Source organism: Azohydromonas caseinilytica, assembly GCF_012927045.1.
In the GTDB taxonomy this organism is placed as follows: Bacteria; Pseudomonadota; Gammaproteobacteria; order Burkholderiales; family Burkholderiaceae_C; genus Azohydromonas; species Azohydromonas caseinilytica.
On record NZ_JABBFW010000017.1, the window covers coordinates 13,455 to 32,533 of the forward strand.

Genomic DNA, 19,079 nt, shown 5'->3' on the forward strand with positions numbered 1-19,079 from the left:
GTGCAAGCTGGCTATTGTCCCCGGTCTGTGCGCCGGTCGCCATGATGTGAGTTCGAGTGCAAGCTCAACTTCCGGAACACTGCGGGTGGAGCTTTTCGTCGTTGATCGGTCGCGGCAGCAGCTGTCACGACGCATCCTTCTGCCGCGGCAATGCGCCAGCTGCGCGCCTTTCCAGGCGTGCCCCGGACAGCGCAACCGCTTCATGGAGCTTTTGCTCGAGCAGCTGCCGCGGCGGCAGCCCGGTAAGGGACTCGGCCACGTGGATGCCGGTCTGGTCCAGCTCCAGCAAAGCGCTCCTGCAGCCCCAGGAACTCCAGGATGCACGGGTCCTTGAGCACGAGAGCCGGGCTCATTTCACCTGGGTCGCGCAGCGCTGCCGGTTCGGTGTCGTGCGGCGCTGCGAAGCCGCGCCGGGATGCCGTGCGGCGAGCTTAGCGGCCAGCGCCGGCCATCTTCTTGAACCGTTGCAGTGTCGGCGGCCACTCAGCCTGACGCGATCGGTGCAGGAGGCAGCCGCGGCTGCATCGGCGCACCACCGCATACCTCAAGGAGAAGGCCATGGACTCGAAATCGAAGTTGCGCGCGCTGGCGCTGGTGTTGGCCCTGGTGGCAGCAGCGGCCGGCACGGGCTGGGCGCTGCAGCTGCCATTGGCCGTGACGATGGCGACTACCAGCCCCGTAACGCCCCGGGCAACCACGCCAACCGAGGCGCCGGACGGCGCCATGTCGGGCGGTCAGGCTCGGAGCACCCAGGAGATGGGGTGGACGGACTTTCCGTGCAAAAAGGTGCGCTTTGCTCCGCGCTCCTGTTGCGGCAGGGTAAACCCTGGGCTGATGGCATCGGTGTAGGCGATGCGAGGGACACGGCACGGGACCGCCAGTAGAGTCAGCGTCCCTCCTCACGCGCCGGGGCAGCCATGTCCGCTTTCGCTGATCGTTTCGTCGGCTGCGATGCTCTGCCGTCCCGGCTGAGCGATTTCGACCGGGAGCACTTCTTCACGTTGTCGAAGGCCGACGTGCAGGCGCTGCAGGAGCAGTTCCGCGAGGAACACCGGCTGGCTGCCGCGCTGCTGGTGATGTTCATGCGGGTGGCTGGCCGGTCGCTGGACGGCTTCACCATGCTGCCGCGCAACCTGCTGCGCTATGCCGCCGAGGCGCTGGGCGTCGCGGCACCATCCATCGCGAGCCTGCGCTCCATCTACAAGCGCAAGCAGACGCTGTTTGCCCATCAGCGCTGGGCCAGGGACTACCTCGGTCTGACGGAGCTCGGCCCCGATCAGGAGCGCGAGGTGGTGGCGATGCTGGAGGTGCAGGCCCAGGCTGCTGCGCACACCGATGACCTGGTGCAGGCAGCCCGGCAGTGGCTCTTCGGCCAGCGCATCGTGATCCCTTCGTCGCGACGGCTGCTCGACTGGGCGCGCGATGCCTTCGCCAAGACCGAGGCGCAGGTCGCGATCACCATCGCGCAGGCCGTCGGGCACGCCGACGCCGCGCGGCTGCTTGTCGTGGTCTATGCCTTGCGGCCCGGCACCGATGTCACGCATCTCGAGTGGCTCAAGACGCCGCCGCGGCGCCACAGCCCCACGACGCTGGCCGAGACCATGGAGAAGGTACGGTACCTCAAGTCATTGCGCGTGCACCAATGGGACCTTTCGGGCGTCATGCTGCAGAGGCAGCAGGCCTACGCACGCCAGGTGCGCGCCCGCCGTCCGTACAAGTCGCGCGCGCTCCACACCACCACGCAACTTGTCGAGGTGGCATGCTTCCTTCACGTGACGCTGCTGGAGCTCACCGATGCCGCGCTGCACCTGAGTGGCCGGCGTACCCGGCAGCTCGCGCGCACGGCCGCCGAGCGGGCCCGCACACGGCACGCCCGGGAGAGCGCGGATGCGCTGCGCCAGGCGGTGCAGGCCAGGGCCTTGCTGCACGACGACACCAGGGACTGGCGCAGTCGCGTGCTCGAAGCCCGCGAGCTGCTGGCCGGCATCGGCGACGGCTCGCCGGTGAGCTTCGCGTCCCGGGTACGACAAGCGCTGGCCGAGGATTCCACCCGGGTACACGCCTGCCTTGCGGTCCTGGCCGATCTGGAGTTCCGTGGCGGCGACAAGGATGCCGGCTTCGCGCAATGGCAGGCCTGGCAAGCGTTGCGCCAGCGCGCACAGGACAAGGCTGCAGCGCCCGGCGAGCTGCCCGACGTGGGTGCGGCATGGAGGAGCCTCGTCCACGACGCCGACCCTAAGGCCGGCTGGCGGGCATTCGAAGCCAGCACGATGCTCGCGCTGCGACGCAGCCTGCGCCGCGGCTCGGTGTGGATCGACCACTCGCTGAGCTTCCAGGGCCGGGAGCAGATGCTCATCCCGGCGCAGCAGTGGCAGCAGCAGCACAGGAAGCACGTCGAGCTGCTGGGCGTGCCGGTCTCCTTCGACAGCCTGCTCATGCCGCTGGTGGCCAACATCCATGCCGGCATGCAGGCGCTGGTCCTGGCGCTGCGGCGCGGCAAGGTGGAGATCGGCGCAGACGGCATGCTGCACCTGCCGGCGCTGGCCGCGCTGCCCGACGACGGCGAGCCCGTGCGCACGCGCGAAGCCCTCTACCGGCGCATCGGCGATGTGCAGCTGCCCGACGTCATCCTGGAGGTAGACGCGGCCACCAACTTCAGCGAGGCGCTGCTCGGACACCGGGCGGCATCGCCGGCCGAGCTCACCGCGATGTACGGCGCGCTGCTGGTGCATGGCACGGACCTCGATGCCCGGGGCGTCGCGCACATGATCCCGGGCCTGGAGCCCGCGCAGATCATTTCGGCCATGCGCGCCATGGAGGGCAGCGGCCGGCTGCGCCGGGCCAACGAGCGCGTGGCCGGATACCAGTCCAGCATCCCGCTTGCGGCACTGTGGGGCAACGGCGACAAGGCCTCTGCCGACATGCTCGCGCTCGATGCCTCCCGGCACCTGTGGAGCGCCCGTGTCGATCCGCGCAGGCGCACCTACGCAGCGGGCATCTACACGCACCTGCGTGACCGCTGGGGCATCGTCTACGACCAGCCCATCGTCCTCAACGAGCGCCAGGCCGGCGTGGCCATCGAGGGCGTGGAGCAGCACAACCGTATCGAGGATCGCCTGCGGCTGTCCTTGCTCGCTGTGGACACGCACGGCTACACCAACGTTGCCATGGCGGTGGCCAAGCTGCTGGGTTTCGACCTGTGTCCGCGCCTGAAGGACCTGGCCGAGCGCAAGCTCTACCTGCCACGCCCGTTCAACATCCCCGAGGAGCTCGACCGCATCACCGAGCGGCGGGTGTCGCTCAAGGCCATCGAGCGGGGCTGGCCCGAGCTGCTGCGCGTGGCGGCATCGATCCGCAGCGGCCGGGTGTCGGCGGCGCAGATGCTGCAGCGCCTGGGCTCCGCGGCGCAGGGCGACCCGCTGCACCGCGCCGCCGAGCACCTGGGGCGGCTGCTGCGCACGGTGTTCCTGTGCGACTACCTGACGGTGGTGGACTTCCGGCGCGAGATCCACATGCTGCTCTCACGAGGCGAGTCCGTGCACCAGCTCCAGCGCGCCGTCTACAGCGGCCGCATTGCCCCCGAGCGCGGCCGGCGCCCCGACGAGATGCGCGCCATCTCCGGCGCGCACGCGCTGCTGACCAATGTCGTGCTGGCGTGGAACACCGCGCGCATGCACGAGGAGGTGGAGAAGCTGCGGCGCGAGGGCGTGCGCATCGACGACGACTGGCTGCGGCGGATCGGGCCGGCGAACTTCGGGCACATCAACTTCCGCGGCACGATGCGCTTCGGCGTGGAGCGGTTCGCTCAGGCGCTGCTGCACGACAACAGCGCCGCGACCCGCTTGCGAACCGGCTGACCAAGGCCTCCCGCCACCGCAGCCCACGTGCGGCCTGGTCCCGACGTAGCCCTCGCGTATCTACTGCGGGGGGATAATCCTTCTTATCCCACTATCGACGCCAAAAACTCAAACTTGATGCCGGCCCGATGACCCAGGCTGCACTGCAGCTGCCTGACGCCGCGGCGCTGTCCGCGCTGCGCGCCTGGCACGAGGGCCTGTCCTCGCGCCAGGCCGTCGAGCGCTTCATCCCCGATCGCCGCGCCGCCGGCGGCTCCTCGCGCTCGGTGATCGGCGCCGTGCGTCGCCAGATGGCTGCGTTCGCAACCAGCCGACAACGCGACGACCTGGCACGGCTCTTTGCCGGGGCGGCGCGCAAGGGCGCGGATGCGGCTCGCGTGGTCGCACTGGCCATCGAGGCGCTGCGCGGGGCGCCCGTGCCCGAGCCGCTCATCGGCGATGACGTCGCGCGCTGGCTGCCCGCACGCATCGCCGCGGTGCTTCGCAACAACGGCATACGCACGCTGGCCGAGCTGACGCTGCGCGTGCCGCGCAGGAAGCGCTGGTGGGTGGGTATCGACGGCCTGGGACAGGCCATGGCGCGTCACATCGAGGCCTTCTTCGCAGCACACCCACTGCTGACCGAACGTGCCCGCGCGCTGGTGGTCGCAGCACCCGGCAGCGGCCTCTCGCCGTGGGAGCGCATCGCCGTGCCGTGCGAGGTCAACGGCACCCTGGGGCTGTACCGCGCGCCGCGGGCTTCGTGCTCGCTGCGCGCCGACAACGACTACGAGGCCGTGCAGGCCTGGCTGTCGTTGCACGAGGCGCCGGCCACGCGGCGCGCGTACCGCAAGGAGGCCGAGCGGCTGATGCTTTGGGCCATCGTGGAGCGCGGCGTGGCGCTGTCGTCGCTGGCCACCGAGGACGCCGTGGCCTACCGGGCGTTCCTGCGCCATCCCACCCCCAAGGCACGCTGGATCGGCCCGTCGGCGCCGCGCACCTCGGCGCAGTGGCGGCCCTTCACGGGGCCGCTCTCGGCCCGCTCGGCGGCCTACGCGCTGTCGGTGCTCACGGCGCTGTTCCGCTGGCTCATCGACAAGCGCTACGTGCTGGCCAACCCGTTTGCCGGCGTGCGCGTGCGCGGCACGCGAGCCGCAGCGATGGACACGACGCGGGTGTTCTCCGACGGCGAGTGGACCCTCGTGCGCACCGTGGCCGAGGGGCTGGAGTGGTCCTACGGCTGGGAGGCGGCGGCCGCGCAGCGCATGCGCTTCGTGCTGGACTTCGCCTACGCCACGGGGCTGCGCGCGAGCGAGCTGGTGCAGGCGGTGCTGGGCAACGTCGAGATCGACGCCCAAGGCGCCGCCTGGCTGCACGTGCTGGGCAAGGGATCGAAGGCCGGCAAGGTCGTGCTGCCGGCCGTCTCGCGCACGGCGCTGGAGCGCTACTTGGTGCAGCGACGGTTGCCGCTGGACGCTGCGAAGTGGCCACCCGCGACACCGCTGCTGGCCAGCCTGCACGGCGAGGCCGGCATCACAGCCACGAGGCTGTGGGTGGCGATGAAGCGCTTCTTCGCCACGGCGGCGAGCGTGATCGACGAGGTGAACCCGGCGCTGGCGGCCAAGCTGCGCCGCGCCACGCCGCACTGGATGCGCCACACGCACGCCACCCATGCGCTGGAGCGCGGCGCTGACCTCACTACCGTGCGCGACAACCTGCGCCACGCCTCGGTGGCCACCACGTCGCTGTACCTGCATGCCAACGAGCAGCGGCGAGCCCAACAGATCACGACCGCGTTCTCCGGCGCCGGGCGATAGCGCCCCACCCACCGCCAAAGCGCACCAATCTACACGCGAAAAATGGCTGAGCCGTAATTCAGAATTTCATAAGTGCTTGTCGCGCATGGACTTTTTCAGGAAAAGCGCACCTTTTTGCACGGAAAGTCCGTCCACCCCGAGATCGACGGGCTCGAAGAAATGTCAGCCACGGGCGCCGCATCACTGCCACGGTAACTTCAGCGGCGGCAGTCCACCCACGCTGGGCAGTTGCAAAAGTCACGGCTCAGTGTGGCCGTCCGTTACCACGGGCCGCCGGAACACCAGCAGCCGTGCCGTGGTGCGCTGCACGCACTCGCCACGCTGGTTCAAGGTTTCCGTCAGGCAGCTCACGATGCCCCGGTCGGGCTTGGAGCGTGACGGCGTGATCTCCTGCACCGTGGTGCTCACTCGCAGGATGTCGCCGGGACGCGTGGGGCGAGGCCAGGCCAGCTCGGTGCCGGCACCGATGACGCCATTGCCGAAGGGCAGGCTCTCCACCAGCAGCCTCATCGTCAGCGCCGCCGTGTGCCAGCCGCTGGCAGCCAAGCCGCCGAACACGCTGTCTCGGGCCGCCGCCTCGTCCAGATGAAAGGGCTGCGGATCGAAACGGGCCGCGAAGCTCTTGACCTCGTCCACGTCCACGACGAGGGTGCCGCTCTCGAAACGGTCGCCCACGGCCAGGTCTTCCAGGTACAGCGATCGCTCAGGGGTGGGTACTGCCATGGCGTTCCGGGGTCAGGTCAACGGACCGGCTGGCTGCAAGCGCCGCATCCAGCATCACTTGCGCCGCGCCGCGTGCCGTTTCGGCAGCCTCGGTGCCGGCACCAAACTGCGAGGCGGCCAGGGCGCCGTCATAGAGCAGCGCGAGCTGCTGCGCCAGCGCGGCGGGATCGGCCACGCCGGCTTCCCGCGCCAGCGACGTGAACAGCTCGCGCAGCCAGCCGCGCGCCTCGTCGCACACCGCCTTCACCCCCGTACTGGGCTGCGTTTCGGCAGTGACGCGCGTGAACGCACAACCCCGGAAGCCCGGCGTCGCCATCGCCTCGCGCAGTCCGTCGAACACGCCCAGCAGCTTCTCCCGCGGGGTGGCGCAGTGCGCCACGCGCTGCGTGATGCGTGTCTTGCGTGCTTCGTGCCGGGCCTGCAGGTAGGCGCGGACGAGCTCGTCCTTGCTGCCGAAGCAGTCGTACAGCGAGGCCTTGGCCACGCCGGCACGCTCGATCACGCGGTCGATGCCCACGGTGTGGATGCCGCCCTCGTAGAACAGCTCGTCCGCCGCGGCCAACAGCCGCTCGCGCGCCGAGCGGCGCTCGGGTCCAGCATTGCGTCTGGTTGCCATGGCTTGAATTTACCAGACAGGTCTGTACACTTCAAGCAGACAGACAGATCGGTCTGTTTGCCTGTATTCCCTCTGCCAGGAGTCCCCATGTGCTGCGCCAGCCCCACATCCACGCCTCTACAGGCCTTGCCGAGAGCGAGGCGGCTGCCGCCCCATGTGGCGTTTCTGCTCAAGGCCTCGATCGCCCTGAGCTTCCTGGCCGGCTCCAGCGCGCCCACCCCGCTGTACGCGCTCTACCAGGCGCAGTGGGGCTTCTCCGCGACCATGCTGACCGTGGTGTTCGGGGTCTATGCCATCGCGGTGCTGCTGGCACTGCTGGTGGCCGGGCGGCTGTCGGACCATGTGGGCCGGCGCCCGGTGCTGATGGGGGCCGCTGCGGCGCAGGCGCTGACCATGCTGGTCTTCGCCTCGGCCACCGACGTGGGCGATTTGCTGCTGGCCCGAGTCCTGCAGGGTCTGTCCACGGGTGCTGCGGTCGCCGCGGTGGGCGCGGGGCTGCTGGACCTGGACCGTACGCGCGGCGCCGTCGCCAACGCCGTGGCGCCCATGCTGGGCACGGCGCTGGGCGGCATCCTGGCCGGCTCGCTGGTGCAGTACCTGCCGCAGCCGACGCATCTCGTCTACGCCGTCATGGGCGCGGTGTTCGTGCTGCAGGGCGTGGCGGTGGCGTTCGTAAGCGAGACGGCGCAGCGGCGTCCCGGGGCGCTGGCTTCGCTGCGGCCGCAACTGAGCGTGCCGGCGCCGGTGCTCAAGCCGCTGCTGTTGGTTGCGCCGGCCGTCGTGGCGGCTTGGGCGGTGGCGGGCTTCTACGGCTCGCTCGGGCCGACGCTGCTGCGCAGCCTGGCCGGGTCGGCGTCTTTCCTGCTGGGCGGGCTGGCGCTGTTCGTGCTGGCCGGCAGCGGTGCGCTGGCGGTGCTAGCGCTGCAGCAGCGCTCCGCGCAGCGGCTGCTGCGCATCGGCACCAGCGTGCTGCCCGCCGGGCTGGCCGTGGTCATGGCGGCGCTGGCGACGCACTCCGTGGCGCTGTTCCTCGTCGGTACCGCCATCGCGGGTGCAGGCTTCGGCACGGCATTCCAGGGCGCGCTGCGCACCTTGGTGGGCCCGCTGGCCGCGCACCAGCGTGCCGGCGTGCTGTCGGTACTGTTCATCGTGTCCTACCTCGCCATGGGGGTGCCGGCGATCGTGGCCGGCTGGCGCTTGGCCCAGGGCGGGGAGATCCTCGCCATCGCCCAGGCCTTTGACGGCGTGGTGCTGGTGCTGGCGATGCTGGCGCTGCTGGGCACGTTCGTCCGGCAGGAAGCGGCGGCGTCATGAGTCGCGGCTCGGGCCTGCCCATCGCTGGCGCCGCATTGAGCGCCACTGTGCAGTTCAGCCAGCAACTGCTCCAGGGGCGGTCCCCTGCAAGGCTTGTGTGGGCCAGGCTCGTCACCCGCGACGTTCCAGGATCACGAGCCGCATGCCGGCCGGCAGGCAACCCGGCAGGGCGAGGACCGCGGCAAAGGTCGGTTGCGGGCACCCAAGGCCGACGATGGGCGCGTTCCGACGCTGCTCCCACTGTTCCCAGGTCGGTTGCAGGGGCCAGGGCAGCGCCGCTGGCCTTGGGCCGGGTACGCTGTCTTGAGAAAATCGGTTGCTTGCCCGGCGTGCGAGGTTGAAGACTTGTCCGGGCTGCGACGTCTTCTCCAGCGCCCATGCCCATCCATCTGCACACCCCGCTCGTCGAATCCGATCCCTTCAGCCACCCCGGCCAGCGCGTCTGGCTGAAGCTGGAGGCCCTGCAGCCCAGCGGCTCGTTCAAGCTGCGCGGTGTCGGGCATGCCTGCGAGGTGCACGCTGCGCGTGGCGCTCGACGCCTGCTGTCGTCCTCCGGCGGCAATGCGGGACTGGCCGTGGCGTATGCGGGGCGGCGGCTGGGCCTGCCGGTGCTGGTCGTGGTGCCGGAGTCCACGCGCGAGTGGCCCAAGAGCCTGATGCGGCGCCAGGGGGCGGAAGTCGTGGTTCACGGCAAGAGCTGGATGGAGGCCAACGAGCACCTGACGGCGCTGCGGCAGCCCATGGACGCCTTCATCCATCCGTTCGACGATCCCCTGCTGTGGGAAGGCCACGCCTCCATGATCGCGGAGGCCGCAACGCAGGGCCCCAGGCCCGACGCCGTGGTGCTGTCCGTGGGCGGTGGCGGCCTGATGTGCGGCGTGCTGCAGGGCATGCACGCCGTGGGCTGGCAGGACGTGCCGCTGGTTGCCGTGGAGACGCTGGGCGCGCACTCGCTCAACGCTGCGGTGGACGCTGGCCAGTTGGTGACGCTGGAGGCCATCACGAGCGTGGCCACGTCGCTGGGTGCCCGGCGCGTGTGCGAGCGTGCATTCGAGTGGACGAAACAGCACGAAGTCATTGCCACGACCGTCACCGACGACGAGGCGGTACGGGCCTGCCTGGACATCGCGGACGAGCACCGCATCGTCGTCGAGCCCGCTTGCGGCGCTGCGGTAGCGGCCGCCGTGCAGCGCCGCGTTCCTGCACTGCAGGGCGCATCCAATGTGCTCGTGATCCTGTGCGGCGGCGTCGCCACCACGTATGGCGACTTGCAGGCACTGGCCGCTGCGCGCCAGGAGGAGGCGATCTGAGACTTCGCAGTGCGCGCTATGGGGCAGGGCAGTGCCGCTCAGGTCGTGGCCACTGCGCTGCGCTACATGTGCTGCCTATCGGTGCCGGGCGAGCGTTGCGCTGTCATGCCGCAGGCACACCGAGCTGCCGCAGTTGCGAAGCGGAGTCCCGGGCACCCCAGCGGCGCTTGATCTTGCCGCCCTCGATCTCGAAGAACTCCATCGCCACCAGCTCGTAGGACTTGCCCGTGGGCTCATGCCCGAAGGCCGGCCTGGTGAAGGTGCCGGTCTCGGTGTACCTGGCGGCCACGATGCGCCCTTCGGCCACGAGTTCCTCGATGCGCAGTTGCATGCCGTAGCCCTCGATGAGCTGGCGCCAGACGGGCTCGACCTTCTCGAACAGGCCCTTGCCCATGACGCCCTGGATTTCAGCGTCGTCGGCCAGCAGGCCGCGAAGCGCTTGCAGGTCTCCACGGTTGAACGCATCCACGTAGCGGATGACGACGGCCTTGTTCTCTTCCTCGGACGACATGGCGTTCCGTTTCTTGTGCAGTTGTCGCGCTCAGTTTGCCGCATGGGCAGACACACCGGCGGGCTGCGGCAGTTGCGCTGGCCAAGCGCCGTAGCCTCCTTGGAACGATCGCGGACAACGCTGCCCGCTTGCGTGCCGACGCTACGGCCGCGTCGCCACGATCTCCACCGCGGCGTAGTTCCACTGGTCCGTCGTCGGTGCTTCGTCACGGATCGTGACCAGGGCATTGGCCGTGGACGGCGTGGCAGTCGCCTGGACCCAGAACGTGTCGCCGACCGTGCTGTCCACCCGTTGGTGCAGGAGGATCTGCCCAGCCACGGGCACCCGGCTCGTGGCCCGGTCCCAGTCGTTGCCCACGGCGAACACCCAGTTGCCGGCCGAAATACCCGGCAGGTAGATCTCCGGGGCGCCTTCCGGCGCACCGGCCCGGCCGGTGACGCCGGTCCCCGCTGCATTGCTGAACGCGATCACGACCAGCGCGCCGTGATACCCGGTGGCCATGGGCCGCGCGGTGACGGTCACCCGGCTCAGCACGAAGCTCGCCTTGGCGGCCCAGATTTCGGAGGTGCCGAGTTGGGTGTTGGCGCGCATCACGAGGCGCCAGGCCAGGCCGGCGCCGCTCACGCGGGCGGCCTGCCTGATGTCGCGCGGACCATCGTAGGCAACGAAGGCGACCAGCAGGTCCGACTTGTCCGTGGTCGAGAACGGCGGCGTCGTCATGGCGTCGCTGCCGTCGCGCGACGCCAGGGCGTCGATGCGGATGGCATTGGGTGGTCGCGAGTTGTCCACCGTCACGCGTACGGCGGGTGAGGTGCCCGTGAGCCCGTAGGCATCGGTGGCCCGTGCGGCGATCTCATGACTGCCGTCGGACGCGGTGCGGCTGTCCCAGTACAGCAGGTAAGGTGCGGCGGTCAGGCGCGCGCCCACGGGAGCGCCGTCCACATAGAACTGCACGCCGGTGATGCGCGACGACGACGCCACCGAGGCGCCCAGTGCCGTGACGGCAGACAAGGTGGCGCCGGCTTCGGGACTGGTGAGCGTGACGCTCGGCGCCACGGTGCCGCCGTTGGCGACCTTCACCCGCGCCACGGGCGAGGTGCCGGTGCGACCCGAGGTCGGGGCAGTGGTCTGCACCGCCAGCCAGTGCACGCCGTCGGGCACGGTGGCCGTGTTCCAGGCCAGGGTGAAGGGCGCGGCCACGCGCCGACCCAGGGGCCGCCCATCAAGCAGGAACTGCACGCTGCTGCCGGCGACGGTGCCGGCCTTGAGCGTGACCGTGCCGGTGACCTGGCTCAGGTCCGCAGGGGAAGCCAGCCGGATGGCCGGTGGTGGCGGCAGTTTGGGTACGACCTGCCTCAGCTCCGTGACGGTGTTGCCGCTGATGCGGACCAGCACGTCGGTTTCGTTGTTGCTCTCGTCGTTCTCGGCCAGGAAGTTGTCCGGGTCCACCACGGCGCGCAGCCAGTAGGTGCCATCGGGCACGCCGGCCAGGGAGATGGACTGCCCCGGGTCGCTCCTGTCGTACTCGTCCACGGCGCCAATGTTCAAGCCCTGCAGCGACGTCGGGTCGGCGCACGAGCCCAGGTTGCCCAGCTCGCCGGCGTGGGGCAGCTCGGGCGCGTAGATGAAGGAATCGTGGATGCAGAAGCCGATCTTTGCGCTGCTGGCCACCGGGCGTCCCGGGCGGCCGTCGCTGCCGACGGCATAGAGGCCAAAGCGGGCAAACGGGAAATGGAAGTGCCCGTGGGCCTCATGAAAGATGAAGCCGCCAGCGACGCGGACGCGCCGCGCCAGGGTCCACTTGCCGGCCTCGAAGGCATAGACGTACTGCGTGCCCAGGTAGGCACCGGAAGAGGCGTTGTACTCGGGCTGGATCACGAGCGGCCCCGAGCCGCCGTTGAAGGTGTTATGGGTGTACTGGAACACCCGGTCGGCGCCCGTGCCCACCACCGCCATGCGCCCCGGCGGGATGACGACGCTGAGGTCGGGATCGTGCAGCGCCTGCGCCTGCGCCTGCGCCTGCGCACCGCCGCGCACGGGTGCAGTCCCTGCCAGCAGGACCAACATCACCGCGCTCAGCAGGACCGCGGCGATGCCGTGCAGACGCAGGACGATGCTTGCCGCCAGTGCGTGTGTCATCCCGGGCTCCTCCTCGCGCGGGCGATCGTGCGCCGATGTGCTGCAGCCGGGGTCGATGAATACGACGTCAGGCGGGGTTTATGGGCAACTGCATGACAGACAGGCTCAACCGCTGGCAACCCCTTCAAGGTGTGCAGGTCCGCCAGCACGGACTGGTCCGACGCCCAGCGCAAGTGCTTCGTGCACGATGGCTGCCCATGCCGGCGGCTCGCTGTCGAGCAGCGTGCCGTCGCCATCGAGGCTGACCGCCGAGAATCGCGAAAGGGGCGGGGGGCCCATCGGGTCAGCTGTTTTGGCCCTGGTGTTGTCCGTTCACCGGCGCAGCGGGCTGCCTGCCGTAGGCCAACTCCATCCGGTACGCCAGCCCCAGGAACAGCGACTGTGCCAGGCACAGCGTGCTGGTCAGTGAGCGAAAGCCGAACGTCGCGGCGTCCTGCACCAGCAGCGTCACGGCCGCATTGGTTGCTATCGGGCTGAGCTTGCTGTCGGTGATGGCCAATACCCTGGCCCCTCGCTGCTGCGCCGAGCGCACGATCTCCAGCGTCTCGCTGGCGTAGGGCTCGAACGAGACGGCGACCAGCACGTCGCCCTGGGCCAGCGCGTGCAGTTGCCCGAGGTGCATGTGTCCCAGGCCACTGAGCCAGTGCACGGGCTTTCCCGTGTGCTGAAGCGCATAGGCCAGGTAGGCACCGACGGGGAATGACCGCCGGGATGCGGCCAGCCACAACGCGGGCGCCTCCAGCATCAGCGCCACCGCCTCGTCGAAACGTTCATCCGACAAGCCGCGTTCGAGCGCCTGGAGGCTGTCGACACTGCCCTGGATCACCTGGTGCGCGATGAGCGCCGCGGACATGGCGCCGGGGTCGCTCTGCACCAGATCGCGGATGCGGTGCTGGTAGTCGCGGTTGGGCGCCAGTTGCTGTGCGGCACTGCTGCGAAAGAGCGCCTGCATCTCGGAGTAGCCCGAGAAGCCGAAGTGCTTGGCAAAGCGCACGACGGCGGACGGCTGCACCTCGCACTGGCGCGCCGTTTCCTGGATGCCCTCCAGGGCGATCTGCTCGCGACTCTTCTCCACGTGCCGGGCAATGGTCTTGAGCTGGCGGCTCAATCCCTCGTAGCCGTCGTGCACGGCAGCCAGGAACTGCTCCGCGCTGGCGAACGGCGGCGCTGCTCGGTCTTCACGACTCACGGGCATTTTCTACTTTCCAATTTTTAGAAATTATGTTCCATTCCAGGCTCGATACGGGCCACCGGCAGCGGCTTGCGCCAGCGGCCGGTTCGCCAAGCCAACCTCTCCAGTGACGCCATGAGCACCTTGCCTTTCCCAAGTGACCGAGCCTTCGATGTTGCCTGCCTTGGCCGGCTGGCCGTCGACCTGTACGCGCAGCAGTACGGCTGCAGCCTGGAGGACGCCACCACGTTCGCCAAGTACCTGGGGGGCTCGTCGGCGAACATGGCCTTCGGCACGGCCCGGCTCGGGCTGCGCTCGGCCATGGTCTCGCGCGTGGGCGATGAGCAAAACGGCCGCTTCCTGCTGCGCACGCTGCAGCGCGAGGGCTGTGACGTCAGCCAGGTGCAGACCGACCCGCAGCGCCTCACAGGCATGGTGATGCTGGGCATCAAGGACCAGGACACCTTCCCGCTGCTGTTCGTGCGCGAGAACTGTGCCGACATGGCCATCGACGCGCAGGCCCTCAGCGAGGACTTCCTGGCCCGGTGCCGCAGCCTCGTCATCACCGGCACGCACCTGAGCACGTCCACCGTGCTGGAGGCCAGCCGCCGCGCGCTGGAGATCGCGGGCCGCCATGGCGTGGTGCGGGTGCTGGACATCGACTATCGCCCCGTGCTGTGGGGACTGACCTCCAAGGGCGACGGCGAGACCCGCTACGTCGGCAGCCAGGCCGTCAGCCAGCACCTGCAGGCGCAGCTTGGCGCCTTCGAGCTGATCATCGGCACCGAGGAGGAGTGGATGATCGCCGGCGGTGTGGACGGCGACCTGATGGCCTGCCTGCGCCGGGTACGGGAGTGCACCGCCGCCGTGCTGGTGGTCAAGCGCGGGCCGCTGGGCTGCAGCATCATCCAGGGCACCATTCCCGCCGCGCTCGACGACGCGCTCACGGTGCTGGGCGAGCGGGTGGAGGTGCTCAACGTGCTCGGCGCCGGGGATGCCTTTGCCTCGGGACTGCTGTACGGGCTGCTGACCGGCAAGGACTTCCAGACCTCGGCCCGCATTGCCAACGCCTGTGGCGCCATCGTCGTCTCGCGCCATGGCTGCGCGCCGGCCATGCCTACCCTTGCGGAGCTGGAGCACTGGTTCAGCGGACATCGCCATCCCCGGCCCGACCGGGACCCGGTGCTGTCGCACCTGCACCGGGTCACCGCCCGCCGGGCGCAGTGGCCGGAGCTGATGGTGCTGGCCTACGACCACCGGTCCCAGTTCGAGGAGCTCGCCCGCCAGGCGAAAACTGACGCGGCTTGCATCCCGCAGCTCAAGAAGCTCATCACCCAGGTGGTTGCCGACGTCGGGCAGGACCCGCGCTGCCAAGGCCGGCTCGGCGTGCTCATCGACGGACGGCTGGGCGAGGCCGCGCTGCACGATGCCACGGGACGGGGCTGGTGGGTGGGGCGCCCCATTGAGCGCCCGGGCTCGCGGCCGCTGCGCTTTGACGGTACCCACTCGCTGGCGTCCGAGCTGGTGCATTGGCCGCAGGAGCAGGTCGTCAAGTGCTTGGTGTTCTACCACCCCGACGACGCGCCGGCGCTGCGCGCCGAGCAGGAAGAGTGGCTGCAGCAGGTCTGGGAAGCCACCCGCTCCAGCGGCCATGAGCTGCTGCTGGAGGTGATCCCGCCCACGGACATGCTGAGCACCGACGACACCGGGGAAGCGGTCGTGCGGGCCATCCGCCGCCTGTACGCGCTGGGCCTCAAGCCCGAATGGTGGAAGGTGCCGGCCATGTCGGCTGCGAACTGGCGGGCCCTGGACACCCTGGTGCAGCAGCAAGACCCGTACTGCCGCGGCGCCGTGATCCTGGGGCTGTCGCAGCCGCTGGAGCAGCTGCTGGCAGCCTTTGCCCAGGCCCGTTCGCCCATCGCCAAGGGCTTCATGATCGGACGCTCGGTGTGGGCCCAGCCCAGCCTGGCGTGGCTGCAGGGGCAAATCGACGACGCCGAGTTCCGGCGCCAGGTCGGTGCCAACTTCCTGCGGCTGATCGAGGGCTGGCGCGCCAGCCGCGGTGCCCAGGCCCTGTGCGCCGAGGAGGTGACGGCATGAGCCTGCTCGTCAAGGCCAACAAGAGCGGCCGCGTGGTGGCCGAGGTGACGCCGCAGTCCGCGCACTGGCGCTATGTCGGCTTCCGGGCACTGCGCCTGTCCGGTGGCGACGTGGAGAGCTTCACGACAGGCAGCACGGAGCTGTGCATCACGGTGCTCACCGGAACCGTGGATGTGCAGCTGGGTGACCGGACTTACAGCGCGCTGGGCAGCCGTGCCTCGGTGTTCGACCCGGTCAGTCCCACGGCCGTGTACGTGCCGCCGGGCCGGTCGGTGCGCATCGCGGCGCGCGGCCCGGCGGAGCTGGGCTTGAGCAGCGCACCGGCCAGCGGCCGTTATGCCGAGCGCGTGATCGAGCCGACGCAGATGAGGCGCAGCGTGCGCGGGCAGGGCAGCAACACGCGCCATGTCTGCGACATCCTGCCCGAGTCCGAGCCGGCCGAGCGACTGCTGGTGGTGGAGGTGCTCACCCCGGCCGGCCACTCCTCGAGCTACCCGCCGCACAAGCACGACAGCGCCAGCGAGCAGGAGACGTCGCTGGAGGAAACCTACTACCACCAGCTCCGGCCGGAGCAGGGCTTCGCGTTCCAGCGCGTCTACACGGACGACCGCAGCCTGGACGAGGCGATGGCGGTCGAGCACCGCGACACGGTGCTGGTGCCGCGCGGCTACCACCCCTGCGTGGCGCCCCACGGCTACGACCTGTACTACCTCAACACCATGGCCGGCCCCGAGCGGCGCTGGGCGTTCCGCAACGACCCGGCCCACGAATGGATCGTGGCCTCCCGCTGAGCCGCGCGCCGCCACCACAACTCGACCACAAGGAGACAACGATGAGCCTCAAGACCCACCTGGCCGGCGTGCTGGCCACCGGCGTGTTGGCCTGCAGCGTCAGCGCCCAGGCGCAGACCTTTCCGGCGCAGCCCGTGAAGTGGGTGGTGCCGTACGCGCCCGGCGGCACGACCGACGTGATGGCCCGGCGCCTGGCCGACAAGATGAGTCGCGACATGGGCCAGCCCGTCATCATCGAGAACAAGCCCGGCGCGGCCAGCATCATCGGCGCCACCGCGATCGCCCGCTCGGCACCGGACGGCTACACGGTCGGGACCGCGGATTCCGGAACGCTGGCGTTCAACCCGGCGATGTACGCCAGCCTCACCTACAACGCCGAGAAGGACTTCACCTTCATCGGCGGCCTGGGAAAGATGCCGCTGGTGCTGGCGGTCACGCCCAACTTCCCGGCCAAGAACCTCCAGGAGTTCATGGCGCTGGTGCGGCAAAAGCCCGGCGGCGTGTCCTCCGCCTCCTCCGGGCCGGGATCGCCGCTGCACGTGGCCCTGGAGATGTTCAAGCAGCGCACGGGCGCCAACATCCTGCACGTGCCGTACAAGGGCTCGGCGCCGGCGCTGCAGGACCTCATGGCAGGCCAGGTGGACTCGATGTTCGTGGACCTGCCGCCGAGCCTGTCGATGATCAAGAGCGGCAAGCTGCGCGTGCTGGCCGTGGCCACGCCCCAGCGCCTGCCGCTGCTGCCCGACGTGCCGACCATGGCCGAGGCCGGGCTGCCCGGCTTCGAGGCCTATGCCTGGCAAGGCCTCGTCGGCCCGGCCAAGCTGCCCACCGCACTCGTGGAGCGGCTCAACCGCGACCTCGTGACCGCGCTGCACCACGGCGACACCCGCACCAAGCTGGAGGAGCTCGGTATCCAGCCGATGCCGATGACGTCCCAGCAGTTCGCCGATTTCGTGCGCAGCGAGCAAAAGCTCTGGGCCGGTGTGATCAAGACGGCCAACATCCACTTGGATTGAGCCTGGATACCAAACCTCGTCGACAGGGAACAGAGATGGACGGCCATACCTTACTCAGCCGCCGCACGCTCTGCGGCATGCTGGCGGGCGCCTGGGCCTGTGCGGCCCTGCCTGCCGCAGCGCAATCGGGCGGATACCCGGCCAAGCCCATTGAACTGATCGTGCCCTTCGCCGCAGGCGGGGGAACCGACGTGCTGGCGCGCGCGCTGGCCGAATCGGCCCGCAAGCACCTGCCCCAGAGCTTCGTGGTGGTGAACAAGGCCGGCGCCAGTGGCGGCGTCGGCTGGGCCGAGCTGGTCAATGCCAGGCCTGACGGCTACAAGCTGGCCATCATCACGGTGGAGCTCACCATGATCCCCCACATGGGCCTGGTGAAGTTCACGGCCGCCGACCTGGTGCCGATCGTGCGCCTCAATGCCGATCCAGCCACCATCGCGGTGCGCAACGACTCGCCGTACAAGACCATCGAGGACTTCATCGCGGGTGCGCGCCGCAGCGCCGGCACGGTTCGCGTGGGCAATGCGGGTTCCGGATCGCTGGGCCACCTGGCCGCTGCGGCCCTGGAGGACAAGACCGGCACGCGTTTGAGCCATGTGCCGTATCGTGGTGCATCACCCGCCGTGATGGACCTGCTGGGCGGCCATATCGAGGCCGTGGCGGTGACCCCCGTGGAGGTGGCCACCTATGTGGCCGAAGGCAAGGTCCGGCCGCTGGCCGTGATGGCCGACCAGCGCATTGGCGGCAACTGGGACCAGGTGCCCACGCTCAAGGAGCGCAAGATCGACCTGGCGGTGGGCGGCTGGCGCGGCCTGGCTGCACCGAAGAACACGCCGCCCGAGGTCATTGCGGCGTTGCGCTCCGCGATGGCCAAGACGCTGCAGGAGCCCGCCATGAAGGAGGCGATGGCCAAGCAGAACATGGGCGAGGGCTACCTCGACGAAGCGGCGTTCAAGGCGCTGATCGCACGCGACAGCGCGACGTTCAAGCAGTTGATCGACAAGCTCGACATCAAGCCATAGCACCACGTCTGGCAAGCGTGAAGAGGACCGTCGTACACAACCGTTGTCTTGGCAACCAAGAATCCGGGACGGCTGCTTCGCACGGTGTTCCTGTGCGACTACCTGACCTGGCCGTGGAGGACTTCCGGCGCGAGATCACACGCTGCCCTCCCGCGGCGAGTCGGTGCACCAGGTGCAGCGCGCGGTCTACAGCGGCCGCATCGCACCCGAGCGCGGCCGGCGCCCGGACGAGATCCATGCCATCAGCAGCCGCGCCGCACCCCGCTGTCGTGCACGACCTCGCCATCCGACTTGGTGAAGGGCGCCAACTGGCCCACCGGCAACAGCTCCAGCACGCCTTCAGACGGCCGGCACAGCTTGGTGCCCAGCGGCGTGACGACCACCGGACGGTTCATGAGGATGGGGTGCTGCACGATGAAGTCCAGCAGCTGCTCGTCGTTCCATTTCGGGTCGGCAAGGCCCAACTCCGCGTAGGGGGTGCCTTTCTCGCGCAGCAGCGCGCGCACGCCCTGGCCCGTGGCGGCCACCAGCTCGCGCAGCTGCTCCTTGCTGGGCGGGGTCTTCAGGTACTCGACGATGGTGGGCTCGATGCCGGCGTGGCGGATGAGGGCCAGCGTGTTGCGGGAGGTAGCGCAGGCGGGGTTGTGGAAGATCGTGACGTCGGTCATGGGGCTTGGTTCTCTCTTGTCGTCTTGCGGCATGGCACGGGCCGTGCC

The 19,079-nt window shown here is 69.6% G+C and carries 16 protein-coding genes and 1 pseudogene; 10 read left to right on the forward strand and 7 right to left on the reverse strand.

Going from position 1 to position 19,079, the window contains the following annotated elements:
- Positions 1 to 124: 124 nt before the first annotated feature.
- On the reverse strand, positions 125 to 289 hold the full coding sequence (locus HHL10_RS20210; protein ID WP_205833138.1) for a hypothetical protein: 165 nt from the start codon (positions 287 to 289) through the stop codon (positions 125 to 127).
- Positions 290 to 558: 269 nt separating this feature from the next.
- Between HHL10_RS20210 and HHL10_RS20215 the strand changes: the two genes are divergently transcribed.
- From HHL10_RS20215 to HHL10_RS20225, 3 genes are all read left to right on the forward strand, one after another.
- A complete protein-coding gene (locus HHL10_RS20215; protein ID WP_169162210.1) occupies positions 559 to 849 on the forward strand; it encodes a hypothetical protein in 291 nt (96 codons plus the stop codon).
- Positions 850 to 917: 68 nt separating this feature from the next.
- On the forward strand, positions 918 to 3,857 hold the full coding sequence (locus tag HHL10_RS20220; RefSeq protein WP_169162211.1) for a Tn3 family transposase: 2,940 nt from the start codon (positions 918 to 920) through the stop codon (positions 3,855 to 3,857).
- A 128-nt stretch (positions 3,858 to 3,985) separates the two neighbouring features.
- Entirely contained in the window at positions 3,986 to 5,653 is a 1,668-nt protein-coding gene (locus tag HHL10_RS20225) for a site-specific integrase (RefSeq protein WP_169162212.1), read from the forward strand.
- Positions 5,654 to 5,890: 237 nt separating this feature from the next.
- Here the strand turns inward: HHL10_RS20225 and HHL10_RS20230 are convergent, their stop codons facing one another.
- Together HHL10_RS20230 and HHL10_RS20235 are read right to left on the reverse strand one after the other, a co-directional pair.
- Positions 5,891 to 6,376 carry a MaoC family dehydratase gene (locus HHL10_RS20230; protein WP_169162213.1) on the reverse strand — a complete coding sequence of 162 codons (486 nt, stop codon included), beginning with the start codon at positions 6,374 to 6,376 and terminating at the stop codon, positions 5,891 to 5,893.
- A complete protein-coding gene (locus tag HHL10_RS20235; RefSeq protein WP_169162214.1) occupies positions 6,357 to 6,992 on the reverse strand; it encodes a TetR/AcrR family transcriptional regulator in 636 nt (211 codons plus the stop codon). Before HHL10_RS20235 ends, HHL10_RS20230 begins: the two co-directional genes overlap by 20 nt.
- 156 nt (positions 6,993 to 7,148) lie before the next feature.
- Between HHL10_RS20235 and HHL10_RS20240 the strand changes: the two genes are divergently transcribed.
- The gene (locus HHL10_RS20240) at positions 7,149 to 8,306 is read left to right on the forward strand and encodes an MFS transporter (RefSeq protein WP_169162215.1); all 1,158 of its coding nucleotides are present in this window, start codon (positions 7,149 to 7,151) and stop codon (positions 8,304 to 8,306) included.
- Positions 8,307 to 8,683: 377 nt separating this feature from the next.
- On the forward strand, positions 8,684 to 9,616 hold the full coding sequence (locus HHL10_RS20245) for a pyridoxal-phosphate dependent enzyme (RefSeq protein ID WP_169162216.1): 933 nt from the start codon (positions 8,684 to 8,686) through the stop codon (positions 9,614 to 9,616).
- Positions 9,617 to 9,719: 103 nt separating this feature from the next.
- Here the strand turns inward: HHL10_RS20245 and HHL10_RS20250 are convergent, their stop codons facing one another.
- The 3 genes from HHL10_RS20250 to HHL10_RS20260 form a co-directional block, all read right to left on the reverse strand.
- Positions 9,720 to 10,127 (reverse strand): ester cyclase, encoded by a 408-nt coding sequence (locus tag HHL10_RS20250; RefSeq protein ID WP_169162217.1) that lies wholly within the window; start codon positions 10,125 to 10,127, stop codon positions 9,720 to 9,722.
- 141 nt (positions 10,128 to 10,268) lie between these two features.
- Entirely contained in the window at positions 10,269 to 12,266 is a 1,998-nt protein-coding gene (locus tag HHL10_RS20255) for an Ig-like domain-containing protein (RefSeq protein ID WP_169162218.1), read from the reverse strand.
- A 283-nt stretch (positions 12,267 to 12,549) separates the two neighbouring features.
- Positions 12,550 to 13,455: a MurR/RpiR family transcriptional regulator gene (locus HHL10_RS20260; RefSeq protein ID WP_375138966.1), complete on the reverse strand. Its 906-nt coding sequence runs from the start codon at positions 13,453 to 13,455 to the stop codon at positions 12,550 to 12,552.
- A gap of 117 nt (positions 13,456 to 13,572) precedes the next feature.
- Between HHL10_RS20260 and HHL10_RS20265 the strand changes: the two genes are divergently transcribed.
- From HHL10_RS20265 to HHL10_RS31390, 5 genes and pseudogenes are all read left to right on the forward strand, one after another.
- On the forward strand, positions 13,573 to 15,537 hold the full coding sequence (locus HHL10_RS20265; RefSeq protein WP_169162220.1) for a bifunctional 5-dehydro-2-deoxygluconokinase/5-dehydro-2-deoxyphosphogluconate aldolase: 1,965 nt from the start codon (positions 13,573 to 13,575) through the stop codon (positions 15,535 to 15,537).
- Positions 15,534 to 16,328, forward strand: a complete 795-nt coding sequence (gene iolB, locus HHL10_RS20270; RefSeq protein ID WP_169162221.1) for a 5-deoxy-glucuronate isomerase — start codon at positions 15,534 to 15,536, stop codon at positions 16,326 to 16,328. Before HHL10_RS20265 ends, iolB begins: the two co-directional genes overlap by 4 nt.
- Positions 16,329 to 16,369: 41 nt before the next feature.
- Entirely contained in the window at positions 16,370 to 17,344 is a 975-nt protein-coding gene (locus HHL10_RS20275; RefSeq protein ID WP_169162222.1) for a Bug family tripartite tricarboxylate transporter substrate binding protein, read from the forward strand.
- Between the two features lie 35 nt (positions 17,345 to 17,379).
- On the forward strand, positions 17,380 to 18,363 hold the full coding sequence (locus tag HHL10_RS20280) for a tripartite tricarboxylate transporter substrate binding protein (protein WP_375138967.1): 984 nt from the start codon (positions 17,380 to 17,382) through the stop codon (positions 18,361 to 18,363).
- 51 nt (positions 18,364 to 18,414) lie between these two features.
- A pseudogene (locus HHL10_RS31390) lies at positions 18,415 to 18,622 on the forward strand (Tn3 family transposase); the annotation flags it as partial.
- On the opposite strand, the gene arsC reads toward HHL10_RS31390, so the two are convergent.
- Entirely contained in the window at positions 18,606 to 19,031 is a 426-nt protein-coding gene (gene arsC / locus HHL10_RS20285) for an arsenate reductase (glutaredoxin) (RefSeq protein ID WP_169162223.1), read from the reverse strand. The pseudogene HHL10_RS31390 and the gene arsC overlap by 17 nt on opposite strands.
- Positions 19,032 to 19,079: the final 48 nt, after the last annotated feature.

Coding starts and splice junctions, on each gene's coding strand:
- HHL10_RS20215 (WP_169162210.1), top strand. CDS start 559: ATGGACTCGAAATCGAAGTTGCGCGCGCTGGCGCTGGTGTTGGCCCTG.
- HHL10_RS20220 (WP_169162211.1), top strand. CDS start 918: ATGTCCGCTTTCGCTGATCGTTTCGTCGGCTGCGATGCTCTGCCGTCC.
- HHL10_RS20225 (WP_169162212.1), top strand. CDS start 3,986: ATGACCCAGGCTGCACTGCAGCTGCCTGACGCCGCGGCGCTGTCCGCG.
- HHL10_RS20230 (WP_169162213.1), bottom strand. CDS start 6,376: ATGGCAGTACCCACCCCTGAGCGATCGCTGTACCTGGAAGACCTGGCC.
- HHL10_RS20235 (WP_169162214.1), bottom strand. CDS start 6,992: ATGGCAACCAGACGCAATGCTGGACCCGAGCGCCGCTCGGCGCGCGAG.
- HHL10_RS20245 (WP_169162216.1), top strand. CDS start 8,684: ATGCCCATCCATCTGCACACCCCGCTCGTCGAATCCGATCCCTTCAGC.
- HHL10_RS20250 (WP_169162217.1), bottom strand. CDS start 10,127: ATGTCGTCCGAGGAAGAGAACAAGGCCGTCGTCATCCGCTACGTGGAT.
- HHL10_RS20255 (WP_169162218.1), bottom strand. CDS start 12,266: ATGACACACGCACTGGCGGCAAGCATCGTCCTGCGTCTGCACGGCATC.
- HHL10_RS20265 (WP_169162220.1), top strand. CDS start 13,573: ATGAGCACCTTGCCTTTCCCAAGTGACCGAGCCTTCGATGTTGCCTGC.
- iolB (WP_169162221.1), top strand. CDS start 15,534: ATGAGCCTGCTCGTCAAGGCCAACAAGAGCGGCCGCGTGGTGGCCGAG.
- HHL10_RS20275 (WP_169162222.1), top strand. CDS start 16,370: ATGAGCCTCAAGACCCACCTGGCCGGCGTGCTGGCCACCGGCGTGTTG.
- HHL10_RS20280 (WP_375138967.1), top strand. CDS start 17,380: ATGGACGGCCATACCTTACTCAGCCGCCGCACGCTCTGCGGCATGCTG.
- arsC (WP_169162223.1), bottom strand. CDS start 19,031: ATGACCGACGTCACGATCTTCCACAACCCCGCCTGCGCTACCTCCCGC.